Source organism: Hymenobacter sp. BT188 (assembly GCF_014333585.1).
Taxonomy (GTDB): Bacteria; Bacteroidota; Bacteroidia; order Cytophagales; family Hymenobacteraceae; genus Hymenobacter.
Genome location: NZ_JACSCW010000004.1, coordinates 529,850 through 549,102, shown reverse-complemented (window position 1 = coordinate 549,102; position 19,253 = coordinate 529,850). Strand labels below are relative to the sequence as shown.

Below are 19,253 nucleotides of genomic sequence, written 5' to 3'. Positions count from 1 at the left end.
GTAACATTCTACTTATCAGGTGTGGCTTTAGCTCAGGAACATCGGCTTACGGTGGCGCGTACCGCACGCTATTATCAGTTGGGTGAGCTAACCGAGCGCACCCGGCACATTTGGTTTGTGTGCCATGGTTACGGGCAGCTGGCGGCCTATTTTATCCGGCATTTTGCTGTTCTCACTGAAGCCAACGACACCGTGATAATAGCCCCGGAAGGCCTGTCCCGCTTTTATTTGTAGGGCAATGGAGGCCGCATTGGGGCGAGTTGGATGACACGGGAAGACCGGCTATCTGAGATTGACGATTATGTGGCGTATTTAAACCAACTGGCCGAAACGCTGCTGCAAAAAAGCCTCCCAGATGTAGCTGTCACTGTGTTTGGCTTCTCGCAGGGCGCAGCTACAGTTAGCCGGTGGCTGGCCCGCGCAACGTTTCGGCCAGACCGGCTCATTTTGTGGGCCGGCGCTTTCCCCGATGATATAGACTATGCGGTGGCCACCCACTTATTGCAACGCCTGCCCGTAGTGCTGGTGTGCGGCGACCAGGACGAATTTATCAAGGAAGCTGATCTGCAAAAGCAGCGCGACTTCCTGCTTCGGCTGGGTGTAGAGCCCACCATTCTGCACTTTGCGGGCAAGCATGAGCTTCATGCCGCCACACTGCGGCAATTGAAGTAGCTGGCTGCCTAGCTAGTTTTCTGAGTAGTTTTTATCTTCTGGGTTGGGGTTTTGGCCTTTTTTGGGGCCTTATACCGTTTGTTGGCCCAGGTGAATAACGACACCTCGGCATAAGCATTGGCCCCGTAGGGATTGCTTTTCTCGAAGAGCGCCTGCAGGTTATTGGAGCCAATGGTCAGAGGCCCAACCCGTAGCATCAGACCATAGGCCATCATCTGATAGTTGTTTACCAGCGAAACCGGCGCGGCAATTTCCAGCCAGCGCGTTTCGAGGCGGGGCGTAAAGGCCGCGTAGGAAAGCTGGCGCATCCCGATGGCATAGCGCCCACGCAAGCTCTGGCTTACGGCTGCGTTAGCATAAATTTTGCCCCCCACGTGGTAATCGAAGTCCACATTGAGCGCCGTGGGCAGGCCCGCTACAAACTTGGTGTCTTTGCTCAGATCCTGCGCCCGCAGAATCCGCTCGATGCGCTCATCAAAGTTATCTAAGTCGATGCCGTTCACATCGTCATTGCTCACGCCTAGGTTAGCCGTTTTGATTTCGTTGTAAGCCACGGCCTGGTCGCGGTAGCGAATGCCGCCGATGTCGGTGATGGCTACGGCCAACCGATAGCGGTATTTGTTGCGGCCGTGGTCTACCTTTTCTGCTCCTTTCGCATCCCGATAACGGTAGCGGTCACCGTCGGGTCGGTACTCATAGACGAAGCCAATATCTGCCCCCCAGCCGCTGCCGGGCGTGTTCTGCCCTCTAAGCCAACGCCCGCCCTCCTCCGTATCAAGATCGTCGAATGCCCGCGGATTGGAATAGCCAAAGGCGCCATCAAGGTTGCGGATTCGCACGGTGGTATCACTCACTCCACCTGGCGCAGCCACTTCCAGATTCATGCTTTTGGCTTGTAAATACGCTGATCCGGCACCCATCAGACGCTTCACCGTGATGCCTGTTTTGAGAAAGTGCGGGCCTTCATCGAACACAACCCGTCCGTAAGTCAGGTTCCATTCAGCAAAGGCATTCATGTTGAGGTTAAGCTTGTTATCGGTAAAGCGGCCACCATTCTCGAATTCGTCCACCGCATTTCGAATCAGTTCCTGCGAGACGTTATTGCCCTGAAGCGCAGCCCGCACCCGCGTACTCCCCGCAATGCTGTGCCTGGAATTTAAGCGAAGCAACAGGCCCGGCCCGCGAGCATTCACGCCTGCACTCACCAGGTTAGGTCGGTCGCCTGTGCGTTGTTGGAGGTAGCGGCTTTCCAGCTCAAAATCTTCGCTGGGGCTATTCAAACTCCAAGGGCCGGTATAGCGGTAGGCGGTATTGGTGGCGTGCCCATCAATGGCCAGCAGTTCCAGCTGCACGCTGTAACGATTATCGGCGATGGTAGCCGGGTTCCAGATTGCGCCTCCTATCCCTGCAAAGTTGCTGTGCGAAGGATTGAACATTTGCTGGGCAGTTGCATCATAATTGGGAAGCGCGACAAGCAGCGAGCCACAAACATAGAATAGTAGAGATTTTCTCATGTAGGCAGGTGTGGGTTAGTAATTGATCAGTAGACAATTGCGTTTGCAACAAACAGAATAGCAATGCTACAACCTTGCATTATTTTATGAAATACCTACATTTAAGTAATTTCATATTTGACGTTATATTTATTCGAAGGGTTCTTTTGATTCCTAACTAGATATGCACCGAGGTACCGACCAGTTGACTTATCCCGTGTTTACCTGCGATAAATCAGCATTGGGTAGTGTGTCTTATTTCCACTTTTGCCCCCCGGCCATGCCCAGCTATATAGGGGTCTTTTTGCTGCTTTGGGTGAGTTTGGTTCTGATACCGACAGCAACGAAAGCTGATCCTAATTTGCCCCCCAAGCTTTCTGATACGCTTTACCTGCGCGAGTCGAATGGCATTCACCTCTCTGAAACCTACCGCTACACCACGGAGTCTTTTTCGGCCCCGCCCACCCCTGCTCACGCTGACAGCCTGTTTCGGGCTGGTGCTTTTACCGCAGGCCCATGGCACCGGACGCTCAACTTAGGCTTTGTGCATCAGCGGCTTTGGCTGCGGCTGGCCGTTGTGAATACTCTGCCGCAGCGCACCCGTTTTATCTGGAGCCTGTACAACTACACTGATAGCGCCACGCTGTATTACCGTAGGGCAGGCGACGAGCAGTTCACGCGTGTATCTGCCGCTTCCTCCCAAGTTCCGGCTGCTGAGCGCATATTTCCGGCAAGAGCCTTATGCTTGCCTTTCACGCTAGCAGCCGGCGAGCACGCCGAATTGTACCTACGCATTGATCATCACGCGGGGGCCCTTTATGTGCCCACCGACGTGACAACGACCGAGGATTTTCTGGCCTGGGAGGTGAATTATGTCTTTTATAAGCGCTGGATTTGGCTTATCGGGTTTTATTTGGGCAGTGCCGTATTCAACCTGGTTTTGTTCGGTTTTCTGCGCGACCGAATTCACCTCTGGTATGTGGCGTATGTGGTTTTTACCACGATTTTCCTGCTGATGGAGGATGGGCTGGATGCCTTAGCTTTTCCGGCCAGTGTTTACCGTCTACTGTGGTCTATTGGTCAGTTCAACTTTATGCTGCTGGCGGCAGCCTGCGGGCTCCGCATTCTTCAGTTATTCCTGCGGCTGCGCAACGGCTGGCCGATTCTCCACCGAGTAGGCACTGGTCTGGTTATTACGGCCGCTGTCTTTGTGCTGGCCTATACGCTGCTTTATCCGGTTGCTCGCGCTCAGGAAGGTACGCTGGGGCTTACGCTGCTCAACGGTGGCCGGGAGGTATTGCTGGTGGCCATTTTTACTTACTGCTGGGTTGCGCTGATAGCTGTTTTCCGCTCCCCTCGCCGCCGCCGTCTGGCCATCTACTATTCCCTCACCTACTTCTTTTTCTTCGGAGGATTTGTGCTGTTCTGGCTAAACCACGTCGGGCTTACTACCCTGCATCTGGTCGAGCCTAATGCCTTGGCCTGGGGGCTATTTCTGGAGCTGTTGGTTCTAAGCTTCCTACTCACAGGTCGTTTTCGCCACACACTACGTCAAAATGCCAAGCTGCGTATCCGGCAGCTGCGCGAACGCAATGACATGAGTGCCCGCCTAATAGCTGCTCAGGAAGAAGAACGTGAACACCTAGCCCGTGAGCTCCACGACGCTTTAGGGCCAAACCTGATGGCATTACACATGGCTTGGCAAGGGCAGGCAATTCGTGATGCGCTGGCCGCTTTTCCCGAAGCCGCTGCTGCCGCTCGCCAAACCGAGTTGCTGTTGCGCCACCTGCGCGATGAGGTGCGCACGCTAAGTCATGCGCTGCTCCCTGCCGAGCCTGGCCTAGGTAGTTTAAGTGACTCGATTGCGCACTTAGGGGAGCTATTAAATCTCTATGGCAACCCCACAGTGCATACCTATTGTGATACCGGCCTCGACACCATCCCTCAGCCTCTCCAAATGTCGGCGTACCGTATTGCGGCTGAGCTGCTTAACAATGCGGTGCGCCATGCGCGGGCCTCCGAAGTGAACGTGCAATTGCTCCGACACCCAACTTCCTTAGAGGTTTTGGTAGAAGATAATGGGAAAGGCTTTGAATCGAGCTCCGCAAGCAACGGTATCGGTTTGCGGGGCGTACGCGCCCGCGCCGACTATCTGGGCGGCCAAGTCCACATCGATAGCTCCAGTGATGGCACCAGCATTATGGTTTGGCTACCGTGTTGAGTTAAGTCAGTCTCGTCTATAAGGTCACAATGAGTTGTTGGTAACCACCTCACGCATGAATCAAGCTTTATCCTCTGGCGCACCAGCTTTGCCTTGCCGACTGCTCATCGTCGATGACCATCAGATGCTGATGCAAAGCCTGACCTTGCTGCTGAATGAGCAGCCCGACCTGACGGTAGTAAGGCAGCTCCGGTCGGGAACCGATCTGCTGGCTTGGCTGTCGGCCGCGGCTACCCCAACCGCTGATTTACTCCTGCTCGACTTACACTTACCACCTCCCGATGGTCTCACCTTATTACCTCAGTTGCGGCAATACTGGCCCCAACTGAGGGTATTAGTTTTGAGTACGGCCGCGGCGGGTCCTGAGCTTATTGAGCGAATAGCTGCCAGTGGTGCGCGTGGCTTCGTTTCCAAATCGGCAGATGCTGACCTGCTGCTGACGGCCATACGGGCCGTTCATAGGGGCGAGCTAGCTTTTCCGCCTCGGCTTCAGCAGGCTACGTTGCTCACGGTTGGCGCTACAGCGGAGCCGTCGCTTCGCCTCCAGCGCCTCTCGAAGCGGGAGCGGGAGATTGTTCGGCTAATCCGCACTGGACATACCTCGCGCGTCATCGCTGATCATCTTTCGCTGTCGGAGCTAACCGTAGCCACGCACCGGCGAAATATTATGTACAAGCTGGAGCTACAGAACCTGGCTTCGTTGGTGCAGTTTGCCATCGACCACGGCTTATAAAACCTAAAAAGCCCCCCAGAACTTAATACCGATTCTGGGGGCTTTTTATCAAGTTTCTCCTTGTAATTCGAAGCTTACAGCTCTTTTCGCATGGTAGTAGCGGCCGCTTGGGCTGCTGGCAAAAGCAGAACTTCCGCGATGTTCACGTGGGCCGGGCGCGTTACCATAAACTGAATGACATCCGCCACATCTTCGGCCCGCAGGGGCTCGTAGCCTTTGTACACGCTGCTGGCGCGGTCGGTATCTCCTTTGAAGCGAACCGTCGAAAACTCGGTTTCCACCGCTCCCGGGTTAACCTCGGCTACTCGAATGTGGTGGGGCAGCAGATCAAGGCGCATGCCTTTGGAGAGCGCGGCCACGGCCGCTTTGGAGGCACAATACACATTACCATTGGCGTAGGTTTCGCTCCCGGCAATCGAGCCAATATTGATAATATGGCCCTGTTTGCGCTGTACCATGCTGGGCAAAATAGCCTGACTCACATTGAGTAGGCCTTTTACATTGCTGTCCAGCATCTGATCCCAATCGTTGGGGTCGCCATCCTGAATGGGCGCCAAACCATGAGCACCGCCGGCATTATTAACGAGCACATCAATCTGTTGAAATTCAGCCGGCAGACTAGCCACGGCTGCATCGGTGGCCGGGCGGTCGCGCACGTCGAAGAGCAGCAGATGCACTGGTGTAGGTGCCAGCTGTTGCGCCAGCTCCTCTAGCCGTTCCCGCCGGCGCCCCGTCACAACGAGCTGGAAACCAGCCTGTGCTAGCGCTACGGCCGTCGCCCGGCCAATTCCTGAAGAAGCACCCGTGATAAAAGCAGTTTTCATGATAAGCTGTACAAGTATAGAAGTCCAAAACAAGAAAAAAGCCCCCAGCGCGTGTTTTCGTGCTCTGGGGGGCTTTTTGGACTATTGATTTATTCAAAAGTGAGATACAAGGTAACTGTGTGAGCGCGCATGCTTTGCAGGCTGCGGCTATACACGTTGTCGCCGGGCTGCAAGAGGTTGGTCAAACCGTGGGAGAAGCGCAGCTCAGGCGCAAACTTAAACAGGGGGTAAAACAGGTCGAGCCCAACACCATACTCAATTGCAATGTCGCTATCATCGGCGCGGAGCAAGTTGCGCTCAGGGTCTTTGCGGCGGTTACCCACGTTAAAGCTCGGCTTCACGCCTCCGACCACATACACCCGCGTGTTGCGCCGCCGGTCCGAGTGAAACTTCAACAACAGCGGGAATTCCAACTGCGTGCTTCCTATTTCCTGTGTCTGGATAGAGTCGCTGGTGAGCAGGGGCTTAAACTCCACACGACGCGTGATGAAGCTCACTCCCGGCGTAAAACGCAAGTTGAAATGGTTGGCCAAGCGCACATCACCCACGAAACCAACCGAAAAGCCAGGGCTAATAATAGAGTTAGCCGTTACTGCCTGGCTGCCTACATACGCTTGCGACTGCTCAATGCTGTAGCTCGAGAAATTGGGGGCAACATAAAAGCCGGGATGAAACCAGCGGTTGTCGTAATCTGCCAAGTTATCAACCGTGATAGACTTAACATTGCCCCTTTTACCAATTTTGGCGCGGGTCTTTCGCTGCGCCTCTGCACTTAGTGGCAGCAGCAGCAAAACGAACCCGACAAGAGCCAGACAAATTATTTTTGAGCTGTGTAAATGGAGCTTATGCCGAACGTGAGGGGTTGCCATGCGGGATTTTTGAAGCCAACCTGCGTTAATATGGACAGGAAGTCAGGACCATCGGGAAAAGCCTGCACCGATTCGGGCAGGTAGGTGTAGGCAGCGCGGTCTTTGGAAATGAGCTTGCCAAAAACGGGCAGTACGCGCCGAAAATAGAAATTATACGCTTGCTTGAGCGGAAAGGCAGTCGGTTTGGAGAACTCCAGAATCACCATTTTGCCCCCCGGCCGCAGTACTCGCTGCATTTCAGCGAGCCCTTGCTTAAGGTTTTCAAAATTACGCACTCCAAACGAAGCCGTCACCGCATCAAAGTGATTATCTGGAAAAGGGAGGCTTTCTGAATCTCCCAATTCTAGCTGAATCCGGTGAGAAAGGCCTTTATCGACCAGCTTACGCCGCCCCACCTCCAGCATACCTTCTGAAATATCAACGCCAGTCACCTGGGTTTCCGGCGACAGACGCAGGCTCTCAATGGCAAAGTCGGCCGTGCCAGTAGCAATGTCCAGAATGCGCGTCGGGCGCAGATCCTTCAACTGGTTCACGGCCTTACGCCGCCAGTAAATATCGGTACCAGCGCTCAGGAAGTGATTCAGGAAGTCATACTTGCCAGCGATGCTGTTAAACATCTGGGCTACCTGGGACTTCTTGCCGGCAGCATCGTCTTTATAGGGTACAACGGTCATAGGGCTCTGGGGCGAACAACGAAGGAAGGAGGGCAAAATTGCTCAAACATAACGCGCCGGGGGGCATTAAGTTAAAAAAAACGGGTCGGGCATAATGCCCGACCCGTTTTTAAGGGTATTCGAAAGCCGATTAGTTGTTGTCGGTCTTCACTTTAGTTTTGCCATCAGCGTCTTTCACTTTCGAGTCGATCTCGCCGTTTTTGGCTTTGGTTTTCGACTCTTCGCCATTGGGTGACTCCGTCTTGATTTTCACTTTCTCGTCATCCACTTTCGTTTTGATCGTAGTGCCATCAGCAGTTTTTACTTTGGCTTTACCATCGGGCAACGCAGTTCCCATAGGAGCAGCAGTAGCAGAAGAGTCAGTAGTCGTAGTTGGAGCAGCAGCCTGAGAAGTAGTTGGCGTAGTGCCTGTGCCTGTAGTGGTAGTGCTGTTACCTGTGTTCAAGACTGGAGCAGGCTCGCCTTCACGCTGAATCACACGGAACTCAACCCGACGGTTAAGCTGCATGTTCTCAGGCGTATCGTTTGGAGCAGCCGGACGACGCTCACCGTAGCTGGCAGTTACGAGGCGAGCATCAGAGATGCCCTTACGCAGCAGGTACTTGTAAGCAGCCGTCGAGCGGTTGTCGCCGAGGGTCATGTTATACTCATCTGTATTGCGCGAGTCACAGTGGCCTTCCACCGAAATATTTACGCCGGGGTTAGCCTTCAGGATGCTAGCAATTCGATCCAGCTCCGTGATAGACTCAGGACGCAGAGCGTACTTGTCAGTCTCGAAGTAGATTTTCTTGAATGCGTAAACATTCGAGCTATCCACGTAAGGCACGTAGAAGTTCTTCTCAACGATAGTAGAGTCGGTGGTGGCTACAGGCACTTGGAACTCCTCGGTAATGATGTTCTTACCATCTACCGATATAGCTACCTGATAAGGACGACCCGACAGGACGCTTACCTGATAATCGCCGGTTCCGGGCTTTGTTACGTCGCGGTAGCTAAGAGCTGTTTGGTCAGCCTGAGTACCACTAAACACTAGCTCTACACCTGGAATAACAGTGCTGTCGCGCATGCTGAACACTTTACCACGAATGGTAGCGTTCTTAATGTAATTGATGGTGTAGATATCCTTCTCACCGTAACCACCAATGCGGTAGCTCGACAAGTAAGCATACGTACCATCTGGGCTCAAACGGTAGTACGTATCATCGTCAGGAGTGTTGATAGGATAGCCCATGTTCTCGGGCCGTCCCCACTTCCGACCAATAGAATCGTAAGTAGACTTGAAGATGTCGTAGCCACCCATGGTGTTCAGACCACGTGAGCTGAAATACATAGTTTTGCCGTCCTTGCTTAGGTAAGGGCTGTCATCATCATACTTAGTGTTGATGCCAGTTACCGGCTTAGGCTTACCCCAGTCTCCATTACCAGAGCGGGTAGATACGTAGATATCCAGCGTGTTATCCTCAGAGTATTTTCCCGTAGAAAAATACATCGTCTGACCATCTGGCGTAATGTAAGCGTCCGACTCAAAAGCGCTGGTGTTAATGTTGCCATTCAGCTTTTTAGGAGGAGTCCAGTCGCCGCCCGTTTTTTCAGAATAAAACAGGTCGCCATTCTCATCTTGGCGATACATCAGCATTTTGGTGTCGTTGTCATACACCTGTATGGAGGCGTCGTGACCTTTACCATTGAGGACACCGCTGAGCGAACGGGGCTTCTCCCATTCGTCATCGCTAATGCGCTTGGCTTCAAAGATATCTTCGAAGTACTCACCATCAGAGGCTAGGTTGCCGCCTTTTTTGGTATTGCCACTATTGGCACCAGTTACATTTTCGCCACGGGAAGTGAAAAGTAGAACTTTGTCATCGGCAGAAATAACGGGACTGTGCTCAGAGTGAATCGTGTTGATTGTAGGTCCGAGGTTCTTAACAAAGATGTCCTTTGGGGTGCTGAACTGAACCTTTGCGTTTTTGCTATGCTGAATCAACTGAGCCAACTCCGCTTTACGCGTGTCTTTTTGCTTCAGCGTAGCGTTGTATGTCTGGTAGTGCGTGATTGCCTCATCGAAGTTGTAGTTGAGGTGATCTACGCGGCCCAACCAGTACTCAACGTCTTTAGAAACCTTCGGCTTTAGGCGCTGCGCTTTATAGATATAGTCGCTAGCCTTTTCCTTGTCAAACGACATGTATGAAACACCGGCCCGGAACAGAGCAAGCGCATTGTTTGGCTCTGCGGCTAATACCTGCTCGTAAAAAGGAATAGAAGCTCGGTAGTTCTCTTGAGAAAAGAACTTATTCGCAGTCTTGAGTTGCTTGCGGGTGCCCTGAGCCATTGCGGGCTGAGCTACAGCAGCGGCAAGTGCGAAGGCGCAAGAAGCTTTCAATAAACTTCTGACTAAGTTATCCATTGTTGAAGGGGGTTTAATACTAAAGAGTGCAGGATGTATGAAGTAGCAAAAGGCGCTTACTTATGAGGAGAGGACTCCGATCAAATGGGCCCTTATACTTAAATGTAGTTGTAAGGTTAGAAGGCGTTCGGCACATTTTAAACATTGAGTTTAAAAAAGTGCAAATAACAGTTCTATTAAACCAGCATATTTCTATCCAAAAAGCAGATACATGGCGGCAAAGATAGAAATTTTATAATACGACCTTCATCCTATACAATTTAATTAAAAAAAATCCTGTAACGGCTTTAAAACCCATTAAATCAATAGTCTAAATATTTAAGATTTCATAAAAAAGCAAGTTCAGTATAACCCCTAAAATGTTGCTCTGAGGGTAGCCCAAAAATCTACGGAGCGGTACGGCCAAGGCTTTCACTTACCTTTGCAGCATCACCCGTGCAGAGAAAACCATGCTGATTCGCGAAGCTAAATTTATCACAAGTAACTCACGTGCAGACCAATGCCCGCCTGCTACCCTGCCCGAATACGCTTTTATCGGGCGCTCGAACGTCGGCAAATCCTCGCTGATTAATATGCTCACCAATCAGAAGGGACTCGCTAAAACTTCTTCCTCCCCTGGCAAGACACAGCTGATAAATCACTTTCTTATTAATAATGAGTGGTACTTGGTCGACTTGCCGGGCTACGGCTACGCCAAGGTGAGCAAGACGGCGCGGGCCACCTGGAGCAAGATGATTAGCTTCTACATGCGACAACGCGAGAATCTGACCTGCGTGTTTGTGCTTATCGACTCGCGCCACCCTCCCCTCGCCCCTGATATTGAATTTATCGAGATGCTGGGCAAAGAAGGCGTTCCTTTTGTGCTCGTGTTCACCAAAGCCGATAAGCAATCGGGCTCCCGTACCCAGCAAAATGTGGTCGATTATACTCGTAAGCTGAGTGAAACTTGGGACGAACTTCCGCGCTATTTTATCACGTCAGCGGAGGATATGACGGGCCGCGATGAGGTGCTTGATTTTATTAACGAGATAAATAAGCAACTGGCTCAAGCCCCTGATAATTCTTAAATTGGCCTTGTAATTGCCCATGTGAGAATATTAATTTTCGACGTAATTATCTGTTTTTTTCATGAAAAAAATCTCATTTGTTTTTTTGCTGGCTTTATTATTCGGTGCAGTTCCGAGCTTTGCTCAAACTCCAGCCGCTAAACCAGCTACCCAAACCGGCGTAGGAAAAGCTATTCCGGTAGCTGAGTATTACGAAGGTGGCCAGGAAGCCATGTATGCCTTCATCGACAAGCAAATCAACTACCCTGTGCTTGCCCGTCGCAATCGTATTCAAGGCACTTGTATTGTGAGCTTTACGCTGAACACAGATGGTACCATGACCGGTATTAAGCTGGTGAAGGGCGTAGGCGGCGGCCTCGGCGAAGAAGCTTTGCGCGTGGTGCGCCTGCTCAAGTTCAACAAGCCCGATTACGCGATTCTGACTAGCTTGCCCATCGTTTTCCGCTTGTCGGCTAACAAGCCGGCTGGCAACACTGAATAACTTTTCTTTTTCATCCCAACTGTTTTTTTATGCCCTACGACCTGAAGGAAATTGCCGCCATAAGCGGAATGCCGGGTCTTTACCGCTTGGTGCGTCCAACCCGCAACGGCGTTATTGTAGAGTCGCTCGATGAGAAGGCGGCCCGCTCGGTAGCCTCAGCCCGCAACAAGGTTTCGCTCCTGCAGGAGATTTCCATTTACACCCAGGATTACGACCAGACGGTGCCCCTGACGGAAGTATTCGACCGGATTTATCAGCAGCATGGCAATAGCCTAGCCCTCACCAGCAAAGCTGACGACCGCGACCTGACGGCTTTCATGGAAGGTATCATTCCAGATTATGACCGTCAGCGCGTGTATATGTCTGATATCAAGAAGCTGGTATCGTGGTATCATGCCGTAAGCAGCCGCCTTGACTATCAAGCGCCTGCGACTGAAGAAGCTGCCACTACTGAGCAAGCAGAGAAACCTGCCAAAAAAGCCCCCCAGGCCAAATCGAAAGGTGCAGATACGGCTGGCACTCAGCAGGAAGAAGCGGCATCTGACGAGGCGCTGAGCACGGCAGGTATTATCCCGGCCGAAGGCGAATCAGACGAGCTTACCAACCCCGAAGCGGGTGATGACACGCAGACGGCCAAGAAATCTAAGAAAAAAGCTTAGCTCTCATTAAATAAATATTGCTTAGTACATAAAAAAGCCCCCCAGATCATTTCTGGGGGGCTTTTTTATGTACTAAGCAATATTTATTTAATGAGAGCTGATTACAACATTAGTTGAAGCTTGCTCTTTGGCCAAAAAAGCTTCGGCCTTCTCAACCAGCTCCGTAGAGCCGATAAACAGCGGACAGCGCTCGTGTAAGTTGCTTGGCTCGATTTCCATGGTGCGCTGGCGGCCATTGCTGGCTTTGCCCCCGGCCTGCTCCACGATGAAGGCCAACGTGTTGCACTCATACAATAAGCGCAGTTTGCCTTGGGGGGCTTTTTTGGTAGCAGGGTAGATATAGATACCGCCTTTGAGTAGGTTGCGGTGAAAGTCGGCTACCAGTGAGCCTATGTAGCGAGCTGAGAAGTTATTCTGCTTGCAGTACGTCACAAATTCGGCGACTCCTTCAGAGAAAGAATCGGAGCTACCTTCATTAATAGAGTAGATAGTGCCCGTTTTAGGCGAAACGATGTTGGGGTGCGAGAGGAAAAACTCACCCAATGACGGCTCATACGTAAAGCCGTTTACCCCATTGCCTGTCGTATACACAAGCATGGTGCTGGAGCCATAAATAACGTAGCCAGCCGCAACCTGGTGGGTGCCAGGCTGCAGGCAATCCTGCTCCGTACCATCGGTGCCCGTGGGCGACATACGCCGGTAGATGCTGAAAATGGTCCCGATGGATACGTTTACGTCAATGTTGGATGAGCCGTCCAGCGGATCGATGGCCACGATGTATTTGCCCTGCGTATTCCCGGTTTGGATCATCTCATCGTCCTCTTCCGATACGATGGTGCACACCTCGCCGCCGTTGCGCAGGGCCCGGATAAAGCGAATATTGGCAATCACGTCCAACTTCTGCTGATCTTCGCCCTGCACGTTGCGGTTGCCATAAGCGCCGGCAATGTCAATGAGACCCGAGCGGTTGATTTCGCGGTTCACGATTTTGGCCGCTAATGCAATGTCACGCAGTAGTTGAGAAAGCTCCCCGGTAGCGTAGGGAAAGTCTTCCTGCTTGCGCATAATGAATCGGTCGAGGGTGGCGCCGACCGGAAGTGCGAGTTTATTATGATCCATGTGGGTGGGATAGATAACCGTGGGTCTGGTGTACAAAACTAAGTGATTTGAATTGTTTACGAAGCGCTGAGTTGCAGCAATTGTACCTTTTCGAGCACAATTCGCAACACTAAAGCCGAGTACGTACTTTTGGTCCATGCAGGAAAAGCCCCGTTTGCAGGTTTACAAATTTGGCGGCGCCTCGGTGCGCAATGCCGAGGCTATTCGCAATCTGGCGCGCATTGTAGGCGCAAATGCCCCCCAAGGTCATTTACTGATTGTGGTGTCGGCGATGGGCAAGACGACGAATGCGCTGGAGGAGATATTTCATCTGGCGCACTCCGGTCAGGATTATGACACTCTGCTCGCCGTATTGCGGGAGTACCACCAGAACGTGGCAACGGAGCTGCAGCAGGAGGCTGGGGGGAAAATTGGCGCTGATAATGTGGCCGAAGGTCAACTGGAAACCCTTCTGACCCAGCTGAGCAACCAGCTCACCACCCTCACTCCCGGCGACTACGACCGGCAGTACGACCAGATTGTAAGCTATGGCGAGCTACTGGCGACCAGCATCGTGGCGCAGGCGCTGGGTGCGCATTGGCTTGATTGCCGGCCCCTACTTCGCACCGACCACACTTGGCGTGAAGGCCGCCTCGATTGGCCCACTACTGAGTATAATATTCGTGATGAAGTTCCCCGCCTCCTACTCACCGGTCCCGTCGTGACGCAGGGTTTTCTGGGCGGAACGGCCAGTGGCGCTACCACTACGCTAGGCCGCGAGGGCTCCGATTATACCGCTGCCATTTTTGCGTACTGCCTGCACGCGGAGTCTGTTACGATCTGGAAAGACGTGGCCGGCCTGCTCAATGCCGACCCTAAAATATTCGCTGATACGGTGCGCTACCCGGAAATCAGCTACCAGGAAACCATTGAAATGGCGTATTACGGCGCTTCCGTCATTCATCCCAAAACCATTAAGCCGCTGGCGGTACAGCATATTCCGCTGTATGTGAAGTCGTTTCTGGACCCCACAGCCGAGGGCACCCGCATTGGTGACTGCCGACACGCGGCTTTGGCGCCGGCTTTTATCCGCAAGACCAATCAGTGTCTCATTTCCTTCGAATCGAAAGATCTCACTTTCATTTCGGAGGAAAATCTGGAAGTCATTTTTGGTGCCTTGGCTCAGGTACGGCTCAAGATTAATCTGATGCAGAACTCAGCCATTTCCTTCTCCGTCTGTACCGACTTTTCCGCTTATCGCCTCGAAAAGCTGCTGGATCACCTGCGCGACCAGTTTACCATTCATTACAACACGGAGTTGGAGCTCTACACCATTAAGAACTACGACTCGGCTAGCATTCAACGCCTCACCAACGGCCGCGAGCTGCTGCTAGAACAGCGTACCCGCCTTACTTTCCAGTTTGTCTCGCGGGGAGGTTTGAATGAATTCATAAAATAACTTTACCACAACCCATCCCATCCCCTACATGGAATTCATAACCGTTACGCCCGCCGCACGTCCGCAAGTAGCGCTCATTCAGCTTAATCGCCCGAAAGAGCTCAACGCCCTGAATTTGCAACTTATGCAGGAAGTAGCCGCAGCGCTGAAAGAGCTGTGCGCCGACGATACCGTGCGCGTCATTGTGCTCACCGGTAACGAACGGGCTTTCGCGGCCGGCGCCGACATTAAGCAAATGGCAGGACGTACGGCCATCGATATGCTCACCATCGACCAGTTTAGCACCTGGGACCAGATTCGGAAGACGCATAAACCGCTGATTGCCGCCGTTTCGGGCTTTGCGCTGGGTGGTGGCTGCGAACTGGCCATGACCTGCGACATGATTGTGGCTTCAGAAACAGCACAGTTTGGGCAGCCCGAAATCCGCATTGGCACGATGCCGGGCGCGGGCGGCACGCAACGGCTTACCCGGGCTTTGGGCAAGGCGCGCGCCATGGAAATGGTGCTTACCGGCCAGCCAGTTTCGGCCCTGGAAGCCGAGCGCCACGGCTTAGTGAATCGGGTGGTGCCGGTGGGGCAATACCTGGAAGAGGCGTTTCGGTTGGCGGCCAGCATTGCGCAGATGTCACCGGTAGCGGCGCGCCTCGCCAAGGAGTCGGTGAACCGGGCGTTTGAAACGCATCTGGATGAAGGCCTGCACTTTGAGCGCAAGAACTTCTATATGACTTTTGCTTCCGAGGATCAGAAAGAAGGAATGGCTGCCTTCGTAGAAAAGCGTCCGGCCGATTTTAAGGGGCGCTAGTATCTAAAGTGGAGTAACGTATAAGACTGCGCCCCTCTTTACATCAGTGTCACATTTTTGCCCCCCAGAGAACAATATTGTACTTCTATACCTTATTAAGGTAGCATTTAAGTAGAATTCATTCTTTCTGTGAGCACTTCATCTGAACACACTGACGCTTCATTGCCAGCGGCGCCCACCCCCCAATGGCTGCGCGACCGGCTAACCAAGGCGGGCCTGCGAGCTACGCGTCAGCGTCTGCTCATTCTGGAAAGGGTGGTAGTAGCAAAAGGCCACCCGACAGCAGAACAGGTACACCGCCAGGTGCTGACGTATGATGCTACCGTGTCGCTAGGCACCGTGTATAAGGCCCTGGACAGCTTTGTTACATTGGGGCTTTGCAAGCGCGTGCCTACGGCTGAAGGCGCCTGCCGCCGTTACGATGCCGACTGCTCCACTCACCACCACTTGTATTGCTCGAACACGCAGGAAATAATTGACTACTGCGACCTACAGCTAGACGCGCTGATTCGGGAATTCCTGGAAACGCGTGGCTTTCAGAACTTTCGGCCCCGCTCCTTTTCTCTGCATATCACCGGCGAGCGGGCCGATTCGACAAACGAGCAACAATAATTGCCCCCCAGCTTTATCTTAGCGTATAGCAAGGCTGCCGAAGCTGCACGTTAGGATAAAATGTGACGTTAGGCAACGTACCAGTCTTTTACGTTCACCTTATTCCACCCGTTTAATAGCATTTCCATGGCAGTTTTAGTTGGCAAGCGTGCCCCTTCTTTCAAGGCTACGGCCGTTGTTGATGGCGAATTCGAAGAAGAGTTCTCCCTCGATCGATATCTGGGCAAAAAGCATGTTATCTTTTTCTTTTATCCCGCTGACTTCACCTTCGTTTGTCCGACCGAAATTCTTGCTTTTCAAGATAAGTTGACGGAGTTTGAGTCGAAGGGCGTTGCCTTGGTAGGCTGCTCTACCGATACGCACTTTTCGCACTTGGCCTGGCTCAAGACGCCACGCGCGGATGGTGGTATTGAAGGCGTCACCTATCCGCTGGTTGCCGATGTTACCAAAACCATCGCGGCCAATTATGACGTACTCGGCGGCCACTATGATTACAACGAAGCTGGGGAAATGACCTTCATTGGCTCGCCCCTCGCCTATCGGGCTCTTTTCCTGATTGATAAAGACGGTATCGTGCGTCATCAGCTCATCAACGATGGCCCGCTGGGACGCAACATCGATGAGGCTCTGCGCATGGTGAGCGCCCTGCAATATTATGAGGTGAAGGGTGAACAATGTCCGGCCAACTGGACGGAAGGCGAAGAGGGAGTATTCGCAACGCGCATCGACGTGTTTGACCACCTTTCCAAACAGGGCGTCACCCAATAATTTTACATTTCCTACCCACGACAAGCAGCAGCTCTGGCCACTTGGTCAGAGCTTTTTTGCGAATGGCTAACCAGAAGACTGTAATTTTGCCCCCGCTTAGCTGTCGAACGATGACTGCACAGGCAAAAAGGCAGAATGTGTAAGCTGACACTGAGCAGCTTAGCGTACCCTTTTCTTACCAACTGACAATCAATTCATTGCTTTTCCTCTATAATCTTGCTCTCCAAACATATGCCTTGCTGCTGCGCTTGGTTGCATCGTTTGTGCCTAAGGCGGAGCAGTGGCTGAGCGGGCGGCGTGGACTGCTGCCCCATATTCAGCAGACGCTGAAGGACGAAACGGCGCCACTGGTATGGTTTCACTGCGCTTCGCTGGGCGAATTTGAGCAGGGCCGACCACTCATGGAAGCGTTTGCCCAAGAGCATCCGCACTTCAAAATTGTGCTCACATTCTTCTCGCCGTCCGGGTACAACGTGCGCAAATCGTGGCCCGGCGCACACTACGTGTTCTACCTGCCGCTCGATACCGCTGCCAACGCCCGCACTTTTCTGGATGCGGTGCGCCCACAGCTGGCCGTGTTTGTGAAATACGAGTTCTGGTATCACTTCCTGACCCAGCTTCAGCGCCGCGGCGTGCCGGTGGTGTGCGTATCGGCTATTTTCCGGCCGCAACAGGTGTTTTTCAAACCCTGGGGGGCTTTTTTCCGCAAAATCATCAGTCGCTTTACGCACATCTTTACCCAAAATGAGGCCTCGGTTGAGCTGCTGCGCACTATTGGTATCCGGCAGGCCAGCGTGGCGGGCGACACCCGTTTTGATACGGTGGTACGCACGGCCTTGGCTTCGCCCAAGCCATTGCCTTTAGTGGAGGCCTTCGTGGCCGATGGCACTCCGGTGTTCATTGTAGGCAGCAACTGGCCCGAAGATCTACCGGCCCTCACACCCCTGCTGCGCCTATATCAGGAGCAGATGCGCTTCATATTTGCCCCCCACGAAATCACCGAAACCAATCTGGCTTTGGTGGAAGCGGCGTTGCCCGGCCGGGTGGTGCGTTACTCCACCGCCACCTCGGCTACTGTGGCCAAGGCGCGGGTATTACTCATGGACAACGTGGGTTTGCTAAGCCAGTTGTACCGCTTTGGTACGTACGCCTATATCGGGGGGGCTTTTGGCAAGGGGCTGCACAATACACTGGAAGCGGCGGCTTTTGGCTTGCCGCTGTTTTTTGGGCCTACCTATACCAAATTTCAGGAAGCCGTCGATCTGGTAGAAATGGGGGCTGCATTTCCGGTGCACACTGCCGATGAGTTGAAAAAGGCCTTTGGGCTACTGTGGCACCAGGATGACCTGCGGCTGCGCGTACAGGATATGAGCCTAGAATACGTGCACCATCAAGCGGGAGCTACCGCCACCATTATGGCGGCATTGGCAAAAATGAATGTAGTACCCGTTGCAAACAAAATTTAATCAGGCACTCCCCCATGACTGGCACTGTCATCAAATCAACCGGCTCATGGTACCTAGTGCGCGAACATGGTACGGGCGTGCTGCACCGCTGTCGGCTGCGCGGCAAATTCAAGCAGAAAGGCCTCAAAGTAAGCAACCCATTGGCCGTAGGCGACCAAGTTGAGTTTACGGTAGAACAGCAAACCGAAGGCGCTGGCGTAATTCACCACATCGAGCCGCGCCGCAACTACATCATCCGCCGCTCAGTGCACAAAACCGAGCACGCCCACATTGTAGCCGCCAACCTCGACCAAGCCTTGCTGGTCGTGACGCTGGTGTCGCCTGCTACTTCGTTTGGCTTTATCGACCGGTTTCTAGTCACGGCTGAGGCTTACAGCATTCCGGTAACGCTCATTTTCAATAAAACCGACCTATACGACGACGATCTGTTGGGTTATCAGGATCAGATTTCGAATATGTATCAGCGCACGGGCTATCCTAGTCTGCGCTGCTCCGCCGAAACGGGCGAAGGTTTGGAAGCCGTTGATGCCTTGCTTGATGGCAAAGTAACGCTACTGTCGGGCCATTCGGGCGTGGGCAAAAGCACGCTTATCAATGCGCTGGTTCCTGATCTGGACCTGAAAACAGCCGAAATCAGCGAGTTCTCTGATAAAGGCGTGCACACCACCACGTTTGCCGAGATGCTAGAAGTACGCGAAGGCACTTACCTAATTGATACGCCGGGCATTAAAGAACTAGGCTTGGTTGATATTCCGCCGGCTCAATTGGCACACTTCTTCCCCGAAATGCGGGCCTTGCTCAATCAGTGCCGCTACCACAACTGCCAGCACGTGCACGAGCCCGGATGCGTGGTGCGCGAAGCGGTCGACAAAGGTCGTATCGCTCTGCCGCGCTACGATAGCTACCTTAGTATGCTGGCCGGGCAGGACAACCGGCACTAGATTTTCCTCC

Annotated in this window: 19 protein-coding genes; 13 read left to right on the top strand and 6 right to left on the bottom strand. The window is 52.9% G+C overall.

The annotated features are described in order from the left end of the window. Positions 1–21: 21 nt before the first annotated feature. Complete coding sequence (locus H8B13_RS21280; protein WP_261990367.1) at positions 22–234, top strand: hypothetical protein; 213 nt, start codon at positions 22–24, stop codon at positions 232–234. A gap of 30 nt (positions 235–264) precedes the next feature. After that, the gene (locus H8B13_RS13800; protein ID WP_261990366.1) at positions 265–672 is read left to right on the top strand and encodes an alpha/beta hydrolase; all 408 of its coding nucleotides are present in this window, start codon (positions 265–267) and stop codon (positions 670–672) included. A gap of 8 nt (positions 673–680) precedes the next feature. Here the strand turns inward: H8B13_RS13800 and H8B13_RS13795 are convergent, their stop codons facing one another. Beyond that, entirely contained in the window at positions 681–2,186 is a 1,506-nt protein-coding gene (locus tag H8B13_RS13795) for a DUF5723 family protein (RefSeq protein ID WP_187311383.1), read from the bottom strand. Positions 2,187–2,445: 259 nt separating this feature from the next. Here H8B13_RS13795 and H8B13_RS13790 point away from each other — a divergent pair, with 259 nt between their 5' ends. Then, complete coding sequence (locus tag H8B13_RS13790) at positions 2,446–4,386, top strand: 7TM diverse intracellular signaling domain-containing protein (RefSeq protein ID WP_187311382.1); 1,941 nt, start codon at positions 2,446–2,448, stop codon at positions 4,384–4,386. Between the two features lie 55 nt (positions 4,387–4,441). Next, complete coding sequence (locus H8B13_RS13785; RefSeq protein WP_187311381.1) at positions 4,442–5,119, top strand: response regulator; 678 nt, start codon at positions 4,442–4,444, stop codon at positions 5,117–5,119. Between the two features lie 74 nt (positions 5,120–5,193). Here the strand turns inward: H8B13_RS13785 and H8B13_RS13780 are convergent, their stop codons facing one another. The 4 genes from H8B13_RS13780 to H8B13_RS13765 all read right to left on the bottom strand — a co-directional run bounded on the left by H8B13_RS13780 (position 5,194) and on the right by H8B13_RS13765 (position 9,866). Continuing rightward, positions 5,194–5,943: an SDR family NAD(P)-dependent oxidoreductase gene (locus H8B13_RS13780; protein ID WP_187311380.1), complete on the bottom strand. Its 750-nt coding sequence runs from the start codon at positions 5,941–5,943 to the stop codon at positions 5,194–5,196. An 89-nt stretch (positions 5,944–6,032) separates the two neighbouring features. After that, positions 6,033–6,641, bottom strand: coding sequence for a porin family protein (locus tag H8B13_RS13775; RefSeq protein WP_187311379.1), 609 nt, complete (start codon positions 6,639–6,641; stop codon positions 6,033–6,035). Between the two features lie 119 nt (positions 6,642–6,760). Then, the gene (ubiE, locus tag H8B13_RS13770) at positions 6,761–7,486 is read right to left on the bottom strand and encodes a bifunctional demethylmenaquinone methyltransferase/2-methoxy-6-polyprenyl-1,4-benzoquinol methylase UbiE (protein WP_133273131.1); all 726 of its coding nucleotides are present in this window, start codon (positions 7,484–7,486) and stop codon (positions 6,761–6,763) included. A gap of 130 nt (positions 7,487–7,616) precedes the next feature. Beyond that, positions 7,617–9,866: an OmpA family protein gene (locus H8B13_RS13765; RefSeq protein ID WP_261990365.1), complete on the bottom strand. Its 2,250-nt coding sequence runs from the start codon at positions 9,864–9,866 to the stop codon at positions 7,617–7,619. A gap of 473 nt (positions 9,867–10,339) precedes the next feature. On the opposite strand from H8B13_RS13765, the gene yihA reads away from it, so the two are divergent. The 3 genes from yihA (at position 10,340) to H8B13_RS13750 (ending at position 12,097) form a co-directional block, all read left to right on the top strand. Beyond that, positions 10,340–10,957: a ribosome biogenesis GTP-binding protein YihA/YsxC gene (gene yihA / locus H8B13_RS13760; RefSeq protein ID WP_187311377.1), complete on the top strand. Its 618-nt coding sequence runs from the start codon at positions 10,340–10,342 to the stop codon at positions 10,955–10,957. Positions 10,958–11,018: 61 nt separating this feature from the next. Further along, the gene (locus H8B13_RS13755; RefSeq protein ID WP_187311376.1) at positions 11,019–11,438 is read left to right on the top strand and encodes a TonB family protein; all 420 of its coding nucleotides are present in this window, start codon (positions 11,019–11,021) and stop codon (positions 11,436–11,438) included. Positions 11,439–11,467: 29 nt separating this feature from the next. Further along, positions 11,468–12,097 carry a DUF5606 domain-containing protein gene (locus H8B13_RS13750; protein WP_187311375.1) on the top strand — a complete coding sequence of 210 codons (630 nt, stop codon included), beginning with the start codon at positions 11,468–11,470 and terminating at the stop codon, positions 12,095–12,097. Positions 12,098–12,184: 87 nt separating this feature from the next. Here H8B13_RS13750 and fbp read toward each other — a convergent pair whose 3' ends face one another. Further along, complete coding sequence (gene fbp, locus H8B13_RS13745; RefSeq protein ID WP_187311374.1) at positions 12,185–13,216, bottom strand: class 1 fructose-bisphosphatase; 1,032 nt, start codon at positions 13,214–13,216, stop codon at positions 12,185–12,187. Between the two features lie 136 nt (positions 13,217–13,352). On the opposite strand from fbp, the gene H8B13_RS13740 reads away from it, so the two are divergent. The 6 genes from H8B13_RS13740 (at position 13,353) to rsgA (ending at position 19,243) form a co-directional block, all read left to right on the top strand. Continuing rightward, complete coding sequence (locus H8B13_RS13740; RefSeq protein ID WP_187311373.1) at positions 13,353–14,654, top strand: aspartate kinase; 1,302 nt, start codon at positions 13,353–13,355, stop codon at positions 14,652–14,654. Between the two features lie 28 nt (positions 14,655–14,682). After that, positions 14,683–15,456: an enoyl-CoA hydratase-related protein gene (locus H8B13_RS13735; protein ID WP_187311372.1), complete on the top strand. Its 774-nt coding sequence runs from the start codon at positions 14,683–14,685 to the stop codon at positions 15,454–15,456. 129 nt (positions 15,457–15,585) lie between these two features. Next, complete coding sequence (locus H8B13_RS13730; RefSeq protein WP_187311371.1) at positions 15,586–16,068, top strand: Fur family transcriptional regulator; 483 nt, start codon at positions 15,586–15,588, stop codon at positions 16,066–16,068. A 126-nt stretch (positions 16,069–16,194) separates the two neighbouring features. Next, entirely contained in the window at positions 16,195–16,836 is a 642-nt protein-coding gene (locus H8B13_RS13725; RefSeq protein WP_187311370.1) for a peroxiredoxin, read from the top strand. 197 nt (positions 16,837–17,033) lie between these two features. Next, positions 17,034–18,302 (top strand): 3-deoxy-D-manno-octulosonic acid transferase, encoded by a 1,269-nt coding sequence (locus tag H8B13_RS13720; RefSeq protein ID WP_187311369.1) that lies wholly within the window; start codon positions 17,034–17,036, stop codon positions 18,300–18,302. 14 nt (positions 18,303–18,316) lie between these two features. Beyond that, the gene (gene rsgA / locus H8B13_RS13715) at positions 18,317–19,243 is read left to right on the top strand and encodes a ribosome small subunit-dependent GTPase A (protein ID WP_187311368.1); all 927 of its coding nucleotides are present in this window, start codon (positions 18,317–18,319) and stop codon (positions 19,241–19,243) included. Positions 19,244–19,253: the final 10 nt, after the last annotated feature.